Genomic DNA, 15,132 nt, shown 5'->3' with positions numbered 1-15,132 from the left:
ATGATTTCCAATTGTAGATGATCATTGCCCCGGTTGCGCAAAGTCGGGCGGGAACCACGCTCGCCGCGAGTCACTCGCCCGGCCAGGCCAGCATCGCGGCGTCGATGACCATATTGAGCTTCTCAGCGGAAGCGCCGTCACGCGCCTGGACGGAAAGCCCTTCGAGAACGGTGGTGTAAAAGGCGGCAAGCTGATCGACGTCCGCGGAAGACGGAAGGTCTCCCTCCGCGACGCCTTGCGCAAGGCGGTCCCTCAGCATCGTTTCCCCGTCCAGCCGATTGGCCGCAAGAAATGCGCGCACCCGCTCGTTTTCGGGAGCGCCAAGCAGCGATGACAGCACGATCATGCAGCCGCGCGGCCCCTCGTCGACGGTATAGGCCCGCGCGTTCGACCGCAGCATGGTTTCGACGGCCTCGCGCGAGGTACTGGCTTGGCTGAGGCTCAGTGACGTGGCTCGCCCCTCGACCCGGTCGTAGAGGGCGACGGCCTCACGGAAAATCTCTTCCTTGCAGCCGAAGGTCGAATAAAGGCTGGGCTTGTTGACGCCCGTGGCCTCGACCAGATCCTGGACCGACGTGCCTTCGTAGCCTTGCGCCCAGAAGGTTCGCATGGCCGCAAGCAACGCCATGTCCCTGTCGAATTCCTTCGGCCGCCCGATTTTCGGGGCGCGAGCCGATTTGGTTTTACCGCCAGCACTCACGATTCAATCATCCGCAGACCCGCCACGCCAACCCCGATCAGCCCCAGGAACAGCAGCTTGGCCGATGACATGTGCTCGCCGAGCAGCAATGTTCCGAAAACCGCCACGCCAAAGGCTCCGATACCCACCCAAATGGCATAGGCCGTGCCCACCGGGAGGTGCTTGAGGGCCAGGCCGAGCAGCACGAGGCTCAGCATGGCCACGCTTACACCGACCAGGCTCGGCCAGAACCTCGTCAATCCATCTGCCTGCTTGAGCGCCAATGCCCAGACGATTTCAAGCAGGCCTGCCAGAACCAATAATACCCAAGCCATCCGAATCCCCGTTCAATCCCGATTGCGGCCGCATTCCTTCCGACCTGCGCGCGCTACGCCGTGAAGCCTCCATCGATCGCGAGCGATGCGCCGGTGATGAATCGGCTTTCGGCCCCAGCGAGATACCCGACGGCGGCCGCGATCTCCTCCGGCTCGGCATAGCGCTTGACCGCCATGAGCTCCAGTTCGGCCGAGACCGTGGGGCCGTCGGCAGGATTCATATCGGTGTCGGTCGACCCCGGGTCGACGATATTGACCGTAATGCCCCGCGCGCCAACCTCGCGGGCCAGGCCCTTGGTGAAACCGATCAGGGCGGATTTGCTCATCGCGTAGAGGGTCACCCCGCCATAAGGCACCCGCTGAGCGAAGCAGGAGCCGATGGAAATGATGCGCCCGCCGGCCCCCATATGGGCAAGCGCGGCCTGGGAGGCCACGAAGACCGCCCTCGCGTGGATCGCCAAGGTGTCGTTGATCTCTTCGAGCGTGGCTTCCTCAATCGGCCCGGAGGGAAACACGCCGGCGCTGTTGACGAGTATGTCCAGTCCGCCGAGCTCGCTGGCGGTCCGCTGCACCGCCGCCCGGACGGCAAGCGGGTCGCGGCTGTCCGCCTTGATGGCCAGAGCCTTGATCCCACTTGCACCCAGTTCTCGGGCAAGCTCTTTTGCCGCCTGCTCCGACTTGGCGTAGGTGTAGGCAACGTCGGCCCCCTTTTGTGCGAGCCTTCGAACGATGGCGGCGCCGATGCCGCGCGTACCCCCCGTGACGAGGGCGACCTTGCCTTTGAATTCCATACCGACGACTACTTTTATACCGATCGTTTCAAAAAGAGTATGCGAACTGGAATTCCCCGTCAAGAACCGTTGAATCGTGCGCCGCCCCGCCCGCCTATTCCTTTGCTGAAGACGGCCTCCCTCCCTACCAAGCCGCCGTATAAATTGCCAGCGCGTCGGCTTCGGTAACTTCCCTGGGATTGTTGACGAGCAGGCGCGTCTGCCGCATGGCTTCATTTGCCAAGACAGGCAGGTCGGCCTCGCCGACTCCTACTTCGCGCAGCGTGCGTGGAATGCGCGTAGCCGCGATGAGATCCTCGAGGTACGAAATCAGCGCATCGGACCTTGACGAGGCACTGCCCGTAACGCCAGGCAGGACGGCCTGGGCCAGTTCGGCATAGCGCGCATATGCAACGGGCGCGTTGAACTTCAATACCTGTGGCAACACCAGCGAGTTCGAAAGGCCATGCGCCACATGGAAGATGCCGCCGATCGGATAGGCCAGCGCATGCACGGCCGCCACCGGCGCATTGGCAAACGATTGGCCCGCCAACATCGCTCCAAGCAGCATGCCCTCCCGCGCTTCGCGGTTCGCGCCGTCTTCGCAGGCAGGCAATAGATGACGCGACAACAACTCCAGGGCGCGGATGGCCAGCATGTCGGACAGCGGATTCTTCAGGTGCGCCGAGGTATACGCCTCAATGGCGTGCACCATGGCGTCGATACCCGTCGCCGCAGTGGCCGCTCGTGGCAAGCCCAGGGTAAGCTCGGCGTCCAGAATGGCAAGGTCGGCCAGCAGAAACGGCGACACGACGCCCATCTTGGTGGTCGCGCCTGTGGTGACGATCGACACCGCCGTCACTTCCGACCCCGTGCCGGCCGTGGTGGGCATCTGTACCAAGGGCAGGCGCGGGCCGGTCACCTTCCCGACGCCGTACATGCTCTTGATATCCTGCCCTCCAGCCAGCAGGACGGCCAACAGCTTTGCCACATCCATCGACGAACCGCCGCCCAGGCCCAGGACAAGCTCGGCGCAAGCCGAGCGTGCGCGGCCTGCTGCCTCGAGCACGATGGACTCCGGCGGATCGGCGATCACGTCGTCGATGACGGTGGCCTCCCAACCGCACCTTGCCAGGTCAGCCAGCGCCGGTTCGAGCAGCCCGCTCTTGTACAGGAAGGCATCGGTCACGACGCACACCCGCGTCAGGCCAGGATACTGCGCGCGCAGCAGCCCTCCCAGGCGGCGAGCCGCAGCGAATTCGGAGATGACGGTAGGGACAGTCTGAAATTGAAACGAGGTCATGTCGTGTTATGTAGTGAAAGAAAGGCGCGCCGCGCGTCATTCGCCCGTGCCTTGATGTAGCGTGTCTCGCAGGAACCGCGCGGCACGAAGCGCCATCGCCCGTCCGGTTTCGATGCGGCCCGCAGACGTGAGGATCCCGTGCGCATGGGCCGGAAGATGATGATGTTCGACACGGCCGCCGCCCTCGATTGCCCGGGCGGCATAGGCCACGCCTTCGTCCGCCAACGGATCAAGACCGCAGCTAAGCAGGAACAACGGGGCGCGCGACAGCCTCGGCGCCAGCAAGGGAGACAAGCGCGGGTCGTCGAACGTACCTTCAGAACCGACATAGTGGCCCCGGAACCAACGCATCGACCCCGCGGTAAGCGGGAAACCGGAGACGATGCGGCGATACGACGAAGTCCTGCAGCGTAGATCCGTCACCGGATAGAACAATGCCTGCGCCCGCGGCGAGCAGCCCTCGGGCCTGAGCCTGTCCTCATTCGCCAAGACGGCAGCCAGGTTGCCACCGGCGCTGTCGCCGGCCAGCCCCAGGCGTGCCAGGTCGACATCAAGCGCATCGGCATTGGAGGACAGCCACTGCAGCGCTGCGATGCAATCATCCAACGGCCCCGGAAACGGATGTTCGGGCGCAAGGCGATAATCCACGGAGAATACCGTCGCCTGGCTTTCCTTGGCGAGTAATCTGCACAGCCCGTCATGCGTCTCCAGGTTGCCGATGACCCAGCCTCCGCCATGCAAGAACAAGATGGCCGGCGCCTTACCCTGCGCGCCGCTGCGGTATTCCCGAACGCGCAACGTTCCATCCCGGGACGGCACGGAATGGTCTCGCACCAACGGCAAATCAAGTCCTGGCAAACCATTGGCCGCACAAGCACGAAGGTAATTCTCGCGCGCCAGTTCCAGAGGCACGTCCTGAAAGGAAATCTCGCCGTTGTCGCGAAACATCTGTATCGATCCTCGGGCATCCGGCGCGACCGAGGACAAAGGAATACGCTGTGGATCGTCCATGGAAAGCCCGCCTAGATCCAGAGATAATCGGCCGCATCCCATTGCGCGGCGACGCGATACTGATCCACCGTGCCGGACCAATTGTTGATGACCTTCCCGGCCCTGTTCTTGTACCAGCTGGAGCACCCCGACGAAAACGCCGAAGTGCCCATGTCAGCCTGCACCTTGTCATTGAACGCGCGAAATACTCCCGCTTTCACAACCACTGCGGCATGGTCCCGGCTCGCTGCCTTGATGGCGTCGATGATGTAAGCCTGTTGTATTTCAAGCATCGTAATGATCGAGTTGTGATTCAAGTTGGTGTTGGGACCATAGACCACAAACATATTCGGGAAATCGGGGACCGTCATGCCGAGATACGCCTCGGCGCCCTCTTCCCAGGCAGACGCAAGCGCCGCTCCCTCCAGGCCATACACGGCAAGGTCGCCCTGGAACGCCTGGCTGGCGAAGCCGGTACCGAAAATCACCACGTCAAAGGCAAGCGTCTCGCCATCGGCCGTCACGATGCCATTTTCATCAAAACGCGCGATTGGACGCACCTCCAGCGTCACGTTGGGACGGCACAGCGCGGGATAGAAATCGTCCGAGCGAAGAATGCGTTTGCAACCAAACTCATAGTCCGGAGTCAACCTCGCGCGCAACGCCGGATCGCTTACCTGCCTGGCCAGGTGCTCTATGGCAATTCGCTTGCCCTCCGCCTGATCGCTGCTCCCCGTCTGCGTGCGGCGAAAACCGGCTTCGCGGAATTCGTGCAGATGTCTGCGTGACGCCTCGAAGGTAGCCGGCTGCGCTTCGAATTCATCCAGTTGCGCCAGCGTAAACACCTGCTGATTGCGCGGCATGATCCAATTCGCAGAGCGCTGGAAGACGGTCAGATGGGAAACGCTGGGCGCGATCTCGGGCACGTACTGGACAGCGGAAGCGGCGTTGCCGACGGATGCGACGCTCTTGCCTGCCAGATCGACGGATCCGTCCCAACGGGCCGAGTGAAAGAACTCTCCCCGATAAGCATCCAGTCCCTCGAAGCTCGGAATGGAAGGTTTGTTCAGCTGTCCCCAGGCAGGCACGAAGAACTTCGAGGTGTAGCGTTCCTCGCCATTCACCTTGAACCGCCAAAGCCCCGCTGTGTCGTCCCATCTTGCCTCGCCTATCTCCTGGTTCAAGTGCAGATGGGCGCGCAATCCATAAGCGTCGGCCAGCCGGTGCATATAGCCCAACAACTCTTCACGTCCGGCGTACATGCGGCTGACCCGCAAATGCGGATAGAAGGAATAGCAATACAGATGCGCCTCCGTGTCGCAGGCGGCGCCGGGATAGGCGTTATCGAGCCATACGCCGCCGATCTCGCCCGACCTTTCGACGATGATGAAGTCCTCGTCGTCATTGCGCACCAGTTGGGCGCCCATTCCCAGGCCGCCAAAGCCGGCGCCGAGTATCAAGGTCTTGAAATGCTGGATTTTTTCAATCATAGAGTTCTGCTGATGGTTTCCAGGATCGAACGTTCTAGCGTTCGGCGTGCGCACGGTCTACGTCATGCAGGGAGATATTCTTCGTCTCCGACAACATGGCGAGCGCCAGCAAGGAAAGCACAACGGTGCCGGCGAGGTAGACCACAATGGGGGTGGTGCTGTCGTAATCGCGCAGCAGAATCGTGGCTGTCAGCGGCGCGATGGAGCCCGCCACCACCGTCGCGATCTGATAGCAGAACGATGCTCCCGAATAACGCATTGCCGTCGGGAAGATCTCGGCGAAATATGCGGCTTGGGGCCCATAGCACAGCGCCTGGAAAAACAGGCCCAGGCAGATCACGCCCAGGATTTGCGCATTCGATCCCGAATCCAGTCCCGGAAAGTACAGGAAAGCCCAAACCAGCAGCCCGGCGTACCCGAGCCCGATACACGCCTTGCGTCCGATTTGATCGGACAGATAGCCGCCGAACAACATGGAGAAGAACTGGAAGATGTTCGCAACGAACATGACGAACATTACGGTCTGCGAAGGCAGCTTGGCATGCACCGTAAGATAGGTAATCGAAAACACGACGATGATGTAATACACCGTGTTCTCGCCCACTCTCAGCAGGATGCTGAAGAACGACTTGCGCGGATAGGCGACCAATGCATCCTTGAGCGAAGCGGATTTCTTGCGGGATTCCTTCTGCCGCCGATACGTTTCCAGGAAAATCGGCGCATCCTCCACGGATCGGCGTATGTAGTAGCCGACGAAGACGATCCCGGCCGACAACCAGAACGCCACTCGCCAGCCCCAATCGAGAAAGGCTTCCTTGGATAGCAGACTGGACAGGCCGAACAATACGATGGAGGCCAGCACGTTGCCGATGCAGGCAGCCGATTGTGGGTAGCTGGCCCAATAGCCCCGCTGATGGGCGGGCGAATGTTCGGATATCAGCAAAACCGCGCCGCCCCACTCGCCGCCGACGGCAAACCCTTGTATGAAGCGCAACAGCACGAGCAGCGCCGGCGCCGCGAACCCAATAGTGGCGAAGCCTGGCAGGCAGCCCATCAAGAAAGTGGACGATCCCACCAATAGCAGGCTGAACTGCAACAGCTTCTTACGGCCCAACCGATCGCCAAAATGGCCAAAGACGATGCCTCCCAGCGGCCTGGCCACAAAGCCAACGGCGTAAGTCGCAAATGCAGCGATGATGGAAGTAAGCGGGCTGTCGACCTTCGGGAAGAACAGCGGCCCGAATACAAGCGTGCTGGCGACGCCGTAAATGAAGAATTCATACCATTCCGCGACCGTTCCGGCCATGGATGCGGCAACAACCCGCTTGACCTCTTTGGGCGTAGTCTCTTTAACTTCGGGAACAACAATTGCCGGCGCGGCAATTTCGCTGTTGGTGGCCATGCCATCCTCCTCCTGGTACCAGTCTGTAGTTCGTCTTGTCTATTTTTCGTTCGGACGTCTTGAGCAAGGTCAAGATTTCGAACAAAATGCGAAGCACAGCCAGAGACTATCGCCCTCGAAAGCACCATGTCTTGCGCCGAAGCGCAACCGACTTGCTCAGGACTGCAAGAGGAGAAAAAGGAGAGACGGATGCAGCTGATTTTCGATGCCCAACAGCACGCACTGCCACTCCGCCGGGATATGTGGCAGGACGCTCTATGCAGCGCCTATATCGCGCTGGATGCGGAGATGCCCAACGCCAATGACTACCGCGGCGTCTTGCGCAAGGGGAACTTCGGCCCGGTTTCGATCACGGATATTTCCTTGTCAGGCCATGTGATCCGGCGGCGCAAGCAACACCTGGCCCGGCTGGACAAAGATTGCTTCTACCTGCAGATACTCCAGCGGGGGCACGCGCGGCTGAACCAGGATCGTCGCGAAGTGCCATCCAATCAGGCGGTTGCCGCGTTGTTCTACTCAGGCGAACCCTACGACCTGGAGTGCCTGAACGATATCCACGCGCTCTACCTGGAAATTCCTCGCACCCACCTGAAAGGCAAGCTGTCCGGGCAAGGCACGCCCATCGCGGGCAATGTCGATATCGGCAGCGGCATCGGAAAACTTGCCGCGCAACTCTGCGCCAGCCTGGCCGCGGAAAGCGGCGTCATCGATGCCCCCGACAAGGCGCGCCTGGGCGAAGACCTGCTGAATATCGTCGCGCTTGCGGTGGATCGCGCCGTCAACCAAAGTCCGGATCCCGACACGCATCAACTGGCCCGGTTGCGGCTTATCCAGGCATGGATCGAAATGCACCTGTCCGCGACCGGCCTGTCGCTGGAAACCATTGCCAAACAGCATGGAATCTCGGTCCGCCTGTTGCACTACCTATTCCGCCAGGAAGGAACCTCTCCCGCGGACTGGATGTGGGACCGGCGGTTGCAGAGATGCCATGACGAAATCACGGCGAAACAGGGTGCGCAGCGCACCATCACGGAAATTGCGTACTCGAATGGCTTCAGCAGCTCTTCGCACTTCAGCAATGCGTTCAAGGCGAAGTTCGGGATGAGTCCCAGTGCGGCCCGGCGGACGTAGCATCGGCCTGACCGCGCCCGCCATGAGCAAGACGGCAATGCCGCCCTGCCCGCCTATTCCTTCACCGCCACCGTGTAGTTCAGCGCCAGCCTGCCGCCGTCCGCATACACCGTCTGGCCGGTGACATAGCTGGAATCGTCGCTGGCCAGGAACACGGCCACCTTGGCGACTTCGTCGGTCGATCCCAGCCGCTGCATGGGAATGCGCGACAGCACCGTTCTGCGCGCCTCGGGATTGGCGGTGATGGTGGCCAGGATTTCGGTGTCGATGCTGCCCGGACCGATAGCGTTGACCCGGATGCCGTGCGGCGCCAGGGACAGCGCCATGGACTTCGTCATCTGGCGCACCGCGCCCTTGCTGGCGCCGTAGGCCAGTTGGTCGGGCATGGCCAGTTCCGCCGTCATGGACGACAGGGTGACGATGGCGCCGTTACCGCGCCCGCCCGCCACCATGGCGCGCGCCGCGGCCTGGGCCACCAGGAAGGTGCCGCGCACGTTCACGTTCATGACCGCGTCCAGGTCTTCCAGCGTCAGTTCCAGGAAATCCGCCGCGCGGATCACGCCCGCGTTGCAGACGCAGACGTCCAGGCCGCCCCAGCGCCGCACGCACTCGTCCGCCAGCGCCTGCGCGTCGGCGGGATCGGCCACGTCGGCCACCGCGGCGGCCGCCCGCTCGCCCAGCGCGCGCGCCGCAGCCTCCAGCTCGGCGGCCTTGCGGTCCGCCATCAGCACATAGGCCCCTTCGGCCACGAAGCGCCGTGCAATCGCCAGCCCGATGCCGCCAGCGGCGCCGGTGACCAGCGCCACCCTATCCTGCAATCTCATCTCAGACTCCTACGTAGGCGGCCACCAGTTCGGGCCGCGCGGACAATTCCGCCGAGCTTCCCCGCCACACCGTCACCCCCTTGTCCAGGATGAAGTTGCGGTCGGACAGGCGCAGCAAGGCCGTGGTGTTCTTGTCCACCACGATCATCGACAAGCCTTCGGCCTTGAGCTGGGCGAGCACGCGCCAGATCTCGGCCCGCACCACGGGCGCCAGCCCTTCCGTCGCCTCGTCCAGCACCAGCAGGCTTGGGTTGGTCATCAGGGCGCGGCCCAGCGCGAGCATCTGCTGCTCGCCGCCGGAGAGCTGCGTGCCCAGGTTGGCCCGCCGTTCGCGCAGGCGGGGAAACAGGCCATACACGCGCTCCAGCGTCCAGCCGCCCCCGGCCTTGGGCGCGCACGCCGTGGCCACCAGGTTTTCCTCCACGGTCAGCGTCGGGAATATCTGGCGGCCTTCGGGCACCAGCGACAGGCCCAGCCGCCCGATCCGGTACGGCGCCAGGCCGCGCAGCGAGCGGCCGCCATACTCGATGCTGCCCTGGCTGGCGGGAAGCAGGCCGAACAGGCATTTGATGACGGTGCTGCGGCCCATGCCGTTGCGGCCGATGAGGCCCACGACCTCGCCCTGCCCCACGTCCAGGTCGACGCCGAACAGCGCCTGGCAATGGCCATAGGCCGCCGTCAATCCGCGTACGTTCAACATGGCGGGCTCCTATGCGTCGGCGTCGTCGCCCAGGTAGGCGCGGCGCACGTCGGGATGGTTGCGGATTTCGTCCGCGCTGCCGGTGGCGATGACCTTGCCATAGACCAGCACGCTGATGCGGTCGGCCAGCGCGAAGACCGCGTTCATGTCGTGTTCGACCAGCACGATGGTGTAGCGGCCCTTCAGGCTTTGCAGCAATGCGATCACCCCCGCGCTTTCGGCGGCGCTCATGCCGGCCATGGGCTCGTCCAGCAGCAGCACGGAGGGCTCGCCGGCCAGCGCCATCGCGATCTCCAGCTGGCGGCGCTGGCCGTAGGCCAGGCTTTCCACCGGCGCTTCGGCCACGTCGTCCAGCCGGCAGGCCCGCAGCGCCTGCCTCGCCGCGTCCACCACGTCCGCGCAATCGCGCAGGGCCGTCCATGGCGACAGGCGCCGACGGCGCTTGCGCAGGGCCGCAAGGCAGGCGTTGTCCAGCACGGTATAGCTGTCGAACACCGAGGTCACCTGGTAGGAACGCAGCATGCCTTGCGCCACGCGCTCTTGCACCGAGGCGCGGGATACGTCGGCGCCTCCCAGGCGCACGGAACCGCCGTCGGGCCGCAACTCGCCCGAGAGCAGATTGATCAAGGTGGTCTTGCCGGCGCCGTTGGGGCCGATCAGGGCATGCAGCTCGCCGGGGGCCACGGCCAGCGACACGCCGTCGGTCGCCTTCAGGCCGCCGAAGCGGCGCACCAGGTCCTGCGTGGCCAGGCCGGCGGGCGCGGCGGAACGGGCGGAGTGCGCACTCATGCGGATGCCTCCTTGGCCAACGCGTCCGGCGGACGGCGGTCGGTGTCGGTCTCTACCCCCGGCGCGGCGGCCTCCGCGGCGCCCGGCGGCGGGCGCCGCAGCCGGGCCAGGGAATTGCCGTAGCCGCCTTTGGCCACCATGGCGATGGCGACCACCGCCGGCCCCATCAGCAGCATCCAGTGCTGCGTCAGGCTCTTGAACCCCTCTTCCATCAGCAGATACGCGATGGCGCCCACGATCGGGCCCAGCACGCTGCCCAGGCCGCCGATCACCACCATGACGATAAGCTCGCCCGACACCGGCCAGGACATGTAGCTGGGCGAAGCGAAGGCCGTCAGGTTGGCTAGCAGCAACCCCGCCATGCCGGTCAGCACGCCGGACGCCACATAGGCCGTCAGGCGCACGCCGAACACGGAATAGCCCAGGGCGTCCACTCGGCGGGGGTTGGCGTGCGTGGCGCGCAGAATCATGCCGAAGGGCGAACGGCGCAGGCGCAGCATCGCGATGCTGGAGACCAGCAGCAGGCCCCAGGCCGCCCAGTACACCGGCTGGCTGCCGTCCAGGTCGAACAGGCCGAAGGAGCTGGGCTCGTAGATGTTAAGGCCGTCGTCGCCGCCGTACTCGCGCAGGCTCACGGCCAGAAAATAGAACATCTGTGCGAATGCCAGCGTGATCATGATGAAACCGATGCCCGAGGTGCGCAGGCAGACCGTGCCCACCGCCAGCGCCACCAACGCGCACACCGCGATGCACACGGCCAGCTGCAGCCAGCCGTTGCCGAAGCCGTAGTAGCTCAGGATGCCCGCCGCGTAGCAGCCCAGGCCCAGGAACATGGCATGGCCGAAGCTCACCAGCCCGGCGAAGCCCAGCACCAGGTTCAGCGCCAGCGCGGCCAGCGCGTAGATCAGGATGCGCGCGCCCAGCGTCACGTAGAACGGTTCGCCCAGCCACTGCGCGGCGAACGGCACGCTGGCCAGGACCAGGAACAGCAGGGGCAGCGCCCAGCGCCGCTTGTTGTGTTCTTGCATGATGAATAGACCTTTGGGCGGATGCAGATCAACGCCGCGCCGAGAAAACCAGGCCTTGCGGCCGGAACGCCAGTACCACGGCCATCAGCACGTAGATCAGCATGGAGGCGAGCGCGGGCCCGACCGCGTTGGCGACCGAGGCGTCGAAGACGGCGCGCAGCATGTCGGGCAGGAAGGCGCGGCCCAGGGTGTCGATCATGGCGATCAGCAACGCGGCCACCAGGGTGCCGCGCACCGATCCGATGCCGCCCACCACGATCACCACCAGCGCCAGGATCAGCACGGGCTCGCCCATGCCGGACTGCACCGACAGGATCGGCCCCGCCAAGGCGCCCGCCACGCCGGCCAGCACCGCCCCCAGCAGGAACAGCAGCGTCTTCTGCAGATCCACGTTGGCCCCGAGCACGCTGGCCATGGGGGCATTGCTGGCGCCCGCGCGGATCAGCATGCCGAAGCGCGTGCGCTGGATCAGGAACCAGGCGCCCAGCGCCACCAGCGCCCCGACCCCGATGATCATCAGCCGGTACACCGGATAGTCGCTGCCGAACAGGCTGACCGCCCCGTCCAGCCCCTGGGGCACGGCCGCGAAGTACGGCCGGCTGCCCCAGATGACCGAGGCCAGTTCGTTGAAGAACATCATCAGGCCGAAGGTGGCCAGCACCTGGTAGAGATGGTCATGCCGGTACAGCGGACGGGCGATCAGCCGTTCGAGCACCACGCCGACGAAGCCGCTGCCCGCCACCGCCGCCAGGATGGCGAAGGCGAACGAGCCGCTGGCGTTGTAGGCCGTGGCGCCCAGGAAGGCGCCGATCATGTAGAGAGACCCGTGCGCGAGGTTGATGAAGTTCATGATGCCGAAGATCAGGGTCAGCCCCGAAGACAGCAGGAACAGCAAGGCGCCCAGCTGCAGGCCATTGAGCAGCTGCGACAAGAGCAACGATCCGTTCATGGGGCATCTCCCTTGCGCCGCGCGCGCGTCACTTCAGCGGGCAGTCCGCCACGTAGGCGTCCTGGTGGTCGGTGAACACCGTGGCCAGCTGCTTCACGTTCACGCCGTCGCCTTCCTTCACGACCTGGTAGGCGTACAGGTTCTGCACCGGCATGTTGTTGGTGTTGAAGCGGAACGCGCCGCGGACCGAGGGAAACTTGGCGCCGGCGGCCTTCACCGCCGCGGCCAGCGCCTTGCTGTCGCCCAGCTTGCCGCCCAATTGCCTGACCGCCGCGTCCAGCAGATGCGCCGCGTCATAGCCGCCCACCGCGTACTCGGACGGCAGCCGCCCGTACTTGGCCTTGAAGGCGTCGACGAACTTGCGGTTCTGCGGGTTGTCCAGGGTGGTTGCCCAGGGCGTGCCGTAGATCGCGCCCACGGCCTGGTCCTTCAGCGCCGTCAAGGTGTTGGAGTCGATCAGGCTTTCGGAGAAGAACGGCAGCTTTTCCATCAGGCCGGCCTGGCGCAGCTGGCGCACGAAGTTCACGCCCACCCCGCCGGTATAGAACACGAACAGCGCATCGGGCCCGGCCGACTGCATGCGCGAGATCTCGGCGGAATAGTCGAGCTGGCCCAGCTGGGTATAGATCTCGTCCGACGGGGCCGCGCCGTAGAAGCGCTTGAAGCCCGCCAGCTTATCCTTGCCGGCCTGGTAGTTGGACGACATGAGGTAGGCCCGCTTGTAGCCTTGGTCCTTGACGTACTTGCCCATGGCCTCCGACATGCTGTCGTTCTGCCAGCCCAGCACGAACAGATTGGGCAGGCACATGCGGCCTGCGATCGGCGCGGGGCCCGCATTGGTGGACAGGGCCACCACGCCCGACTCCTTGATGCGCCGCAGTTCGGCCATCAGCACATTGGAGAAGCCCAGCCCGACGATCACGTCCACCTTGTCCTTCTCGATGAACTTCTGCACGATCTGCGCGCCCACGTCGGGCTTGAGCTGGTCGTCGTCGCGGATCACCACGGCCTTCTGGCCGCCCAGGCTGCCGCCCAGTTGCTCGATGCCCAGCATCAGGCCGTCGTACTGGTCCTGCCCGAGCGCCGCCTGGGGGCCGGACAGCACGCCGGTAAAGCCGATGCGGATGTCCGCCATTGCAGGGCCTGCCGCCGTCAGGGCCGCCGCGGCGGCAAGCGCGGACAGCCCGCGTGCGTATGCTTGCATGCTATGTCTCCTTGGGGGATGGGCGGCGGCGCCGTTCTGCGCGGCGCCTGCCGTATCGGGGCCTGTCGTCAGGCCCTGGTTCAGAGCTTCACGCAGACATTGCGCAGCTCGGTATAGAACTCCAGCGAATGCACGCCGCCTTCGCGGCCGATGCCGGACTGCTTGGCGCCGCCGAATGCCGTGCGCAGGTCGCGCAGAAACCAGGAATTGATCCAGCAGATGCCCACTTCCAGCGCCTGTCCCATCCGGTGCGCCGTGCCCACGTTGCCGGTCCAGACGCTGGCGGCCAGTCCGTAGCGCGTGGCGTTCGCCAGCGCGACGGCTTCCTCCTCGGTATCGAAGGGAGCGATATGGCAGCACGGCCCGAAGATTTCCTGCTGGATGACGGCCGAGGTTTCGGGCAGGCCGGTCCAGACCGTGGGCTGCACCCACGCGCCGGCGGCCAGCTCGTCCGGCATGTCGGGCACGCCTCCGCCGGCCACCACCGTGGCGCCCTCTTCGCGGGCTCGGGAGTAATAGCTCAGCACCTTGTCCCGGTGGCGCTGCGAAATCAGCGGCCCCAGGTTCACGCCGGGATCCTTGGGGCGGCCCAGCTTGAAACCCTTCGCCCGCTCGCCCAGCGCCGCCACGAAGCGCTCGAAGATCGGCCGCTGCACGTAGACGCGCTCGGTGCCCAGGCAGACCTGTCCGGTGTTGTCGAACGCGGCGCGCGCGATGCCCGCCACCGCCTTGTCGAAATCCGCGTCGGCGAACACGATGCCCGCGTTCTTGCCGCCCAACTCGAACGACACGGGCCGCACGCCCACCGCGGCGGCCTGCATGATGGCCTCGCCCGTGCGGGTTTCGCCGGTGAAGGTGATGCCGTCGACCAGCGGATGGCGGGTGAGCTTCTCACCCGCGGAACCCGGGCCCCGGCCATGCACCACGTTGTAGACGCCGGGCGGCACGCCGACCTCGTTCATCACCTCGCCCAGCAGCGTGGCCGTGCCCGGCGTGTCCTCGGATGGCTTGACCACCACGGTGTTGCCGCAGGCCAGCGCAGGCCCCACCTTCCAGGTCATCAGCAAGAGCGGCAGGTTCCAGGGGCAGATCACCCCGATCACGCCGCGCGGCACGCGCACGCCATAGTTCAGGGCATGGCCGTTGTCCGGCGTCTCCAGGTCGAAGCTCTCGTTCGGGACATTCCGGATCAGATCCGCGAATATCTTGAAATTCGCCGCGCCGCGTGGAATGTCCAGGTGGCTGGCCAGATCGTAGGGCTTGCCGGTGTCGGCGATCTCGGCGTCGACGAAATCGTCGAAACGGCGCGTGATGCCGTCGGCCACCGCGTGCAACAGCTCTACGCGCTGCTGCGTCTTCAGCTTGGCCCAGGGGCCCCGCAGCGCCGCCTTGGCGGCCTGGACGGCGGCGTCGACCTCGGCGTCGCCCGCTTCGTGCACGCGGCCGATCAGGCGGTTGTCGACCGGATCCCGGTTGTCGAACGTATTGCCGGTGGCGACCCACTGGCCGTTGATGAAATTGCGGAAATCGCTCATTGC

General features: G+C 64.8%; 15 protein-coding genes. 1 reads left to right on the top strand and 14 read right to left on the bottom strand.

Translation table 11 applies throughout. The features are described 5' to 3' along the window. Positions 1-70 precede the first annotated feature (70 nt). From JL37_RS16840 to JL37_RS16810, 7 genes are all read right to left on the bottom strand, one after another. Positions 71-628, bottom strand: coding sequence for a TetR/AcrR family transcriptional regulator (locus JL37_RS16840; protein ID WP_081955096.1), 558 nt, complete (start codon positions 626-628; stop codon positions 71-73). A 68-nt stretch (positions 629-696) separates the two neighbouring features. After that, positions 697-1,014: a multidrug efflux SMR transporter gene (locus JL37_RS16835; RefSeq protein WP_043545486.1), complete on the bottom strand. Its 318-nt coding sequence runs from the start codon at positions 1,012-1,014 to the stop codon at positions 697-699. Between the two features lie 53 nt (positions 1,015-1,067). Then, positions 1,068-1,805, bottom strand: a complete 738-nt coding sequence (locus JL37_RS16830; protein WP_043545484.1) for a 3-oxoacyl-ACP reductase family protein — start codon at positions 1,803-1,805, stop codon at positions 1,068-1,070. 124 nt (positions 1,806-1,929) lie between these two features. Continuing rightward, entirely contained in the window at positions 1,930-3,087 is a 1,158-nt protein-coding gene (locus tag JL37_RS16825; RefSeq protein WP_043545482.1) for an iron-containing alcohol dehydrogenase, read from the bottom strand. A 36-nt stretch (positions 3,088-3,123) separates the two neighbouring features. Beyond that, positions 3,124-4,098: an alpha/beta hydrolase gene (locus JL37_RS16820; protein ID WP_043545480.1), complete on the bottom strand. Its 975-nt coding sequence runs from the start codon at positions 4,096-4,098 to the stop codon at positions 3,124-3,126. A gap of 11 nt (positions 4,099-4,109) precedes the next feature. After that, positions 4,110-5,567, bottom strand: a complete 1,458-nt coding sequence (locus tag JL37_RS16815) for an NAD(P)/FAD-dependent oxidoreductase (RefSeq protein ID WP_081955095.1) — start codon at positions 5,565-5,567, stop codon at positions 4,110-4,112. A 34-nt stretch (positions 5,568-5,601) separates the two neighbouring features. After that, a complete protein-coding gene (locus JL37_RS16810) occupies positions 5,602-6,969 on the bottom strand; it encodes an MFS transporter (RefSeq protein WP_052097292.1) in 1,368 nt (455 codons plus the stop codon). Between the two features lie 189 nt (positions 6,970-7,158). Between JL37_RS16810 and JL37_RS16805 the strand changes: the two genes are divergently transcribed. Next, positions 7,159-8,100: a helix-turn-helix domain-containing protein gene (locus tag JL37_RS16805; RefSeq protein ID WP_043545478.1), complete on the top strand. Its 942-nt coding sequence runs from the start codon at positions 7,159-7,161 to the stop codon at positions 8,098-8,100. A gap of 53 nt (positions 8,101-8,153) precedes the next feature. On the opposite strand, the gene JL37_RS16800 is transcribed toward JL37_RS16805, so the two are convergent. The 7 genes from JL37_RS16800 to JL37_RS16770 form a co-directional block, all read right to left on the bottom strand. Further along, entirely contained in the window at positions 8,154-8,924 is a 771-nt protein-coding gene (locus tag JL37_RS16800; protein WP_043545477.1) for an SDR family NAD(P)-dependent oxidoreductase, read from the bottom strand. Between the two features lies 1 nt (position 8,925). Then, positions 8,926-9,624, bottom strand: coding sequence for an ABC transporter ATP-binding protein (locus tag JL37_RS16795; RefSeq protein WP_043545475.1), 699 nt, complete (start codon positions 9,622-9,624; stop codon positions 8,926-8,928). 9 nt (positions 9,625-9,633) lie between these two features. Continuing rightward, positions 9,634-10,413 carry an ABC transporter ATP-binding protein gene (locus tag JL37_RS16790; protein WP_043545473.1) on the bottom strand — a complete coding sequence of 260 codons (780 nt, stop codon included), beginning with the start codon at positions 10,411-10,413 and terminating at the stop codon, positions 9,634-9,636. Beyond that, entirely contained in the window at positions 10,410-11,441 is a 1,032-nt protein-coding gene (locus JL37_RS16785) for a branched-chain amino acid ABC transporter permease (protein WP_043545472.1), read from the bottom strand. The genes JL37_RS16790 and JL37_RS16785 overlap by 4 nt, the downstream gene beginning before the upstream one ends. A gap of 28 nt (positions 11,442-11,469) precedes the next feature. Further along, entirely contained in the window at positions 11,470-12,390 is a 921-nt protein-coding gene (locus JL37_RS16780; RefSeq protein ID WP_043545471.1) for a branched-chain amino acid ABC transporter permease, read from the bottom strand. 28 nt (positions 12,391-12,418) lie between these two features. Continuing rightward, positions 12,419-13,594, bottom strand: coding sequence for an ABC transporter substrate-binding protein (locus JL37_RS16775; protein WP_043545470.1), 1,176 nt, complete (start codon positions 13,592-13,594; stop codon positions 12,419-12,421). Between the two features lie 80 nt (positions 13,595-13,674). Further along, positions 13,675-15,129 carry a 2-hydroxymuconic semialdehyde dehydrogenase gene (locus JL37_RS16770; RefSeq protein ID WP_043545469.1) on the bottom strand — a complete coding sequence of 485 codons (1,455 nt, stop codon included), beginning with the start codon at positions 15,127-15,129 and terminating at the stop codon, positions 13,675-13,677. Between the last annotated feature and the right edge of the window lie 3 nt (positions 15,130-15,132).

The organism is Achromobacter sp. RTa (assembly GCF_000757485.1).
Classification (GTDB): Bacteria; Pseudomonadota; Gammaproteobacteria; order Burkholderiales; family Burkholderiaceae_B; genus Achromobacter.
Note: the sequence above shows the minus strand (reverse complement) of the source record. Positions and strands in the feature narration are given on the sequence as shown.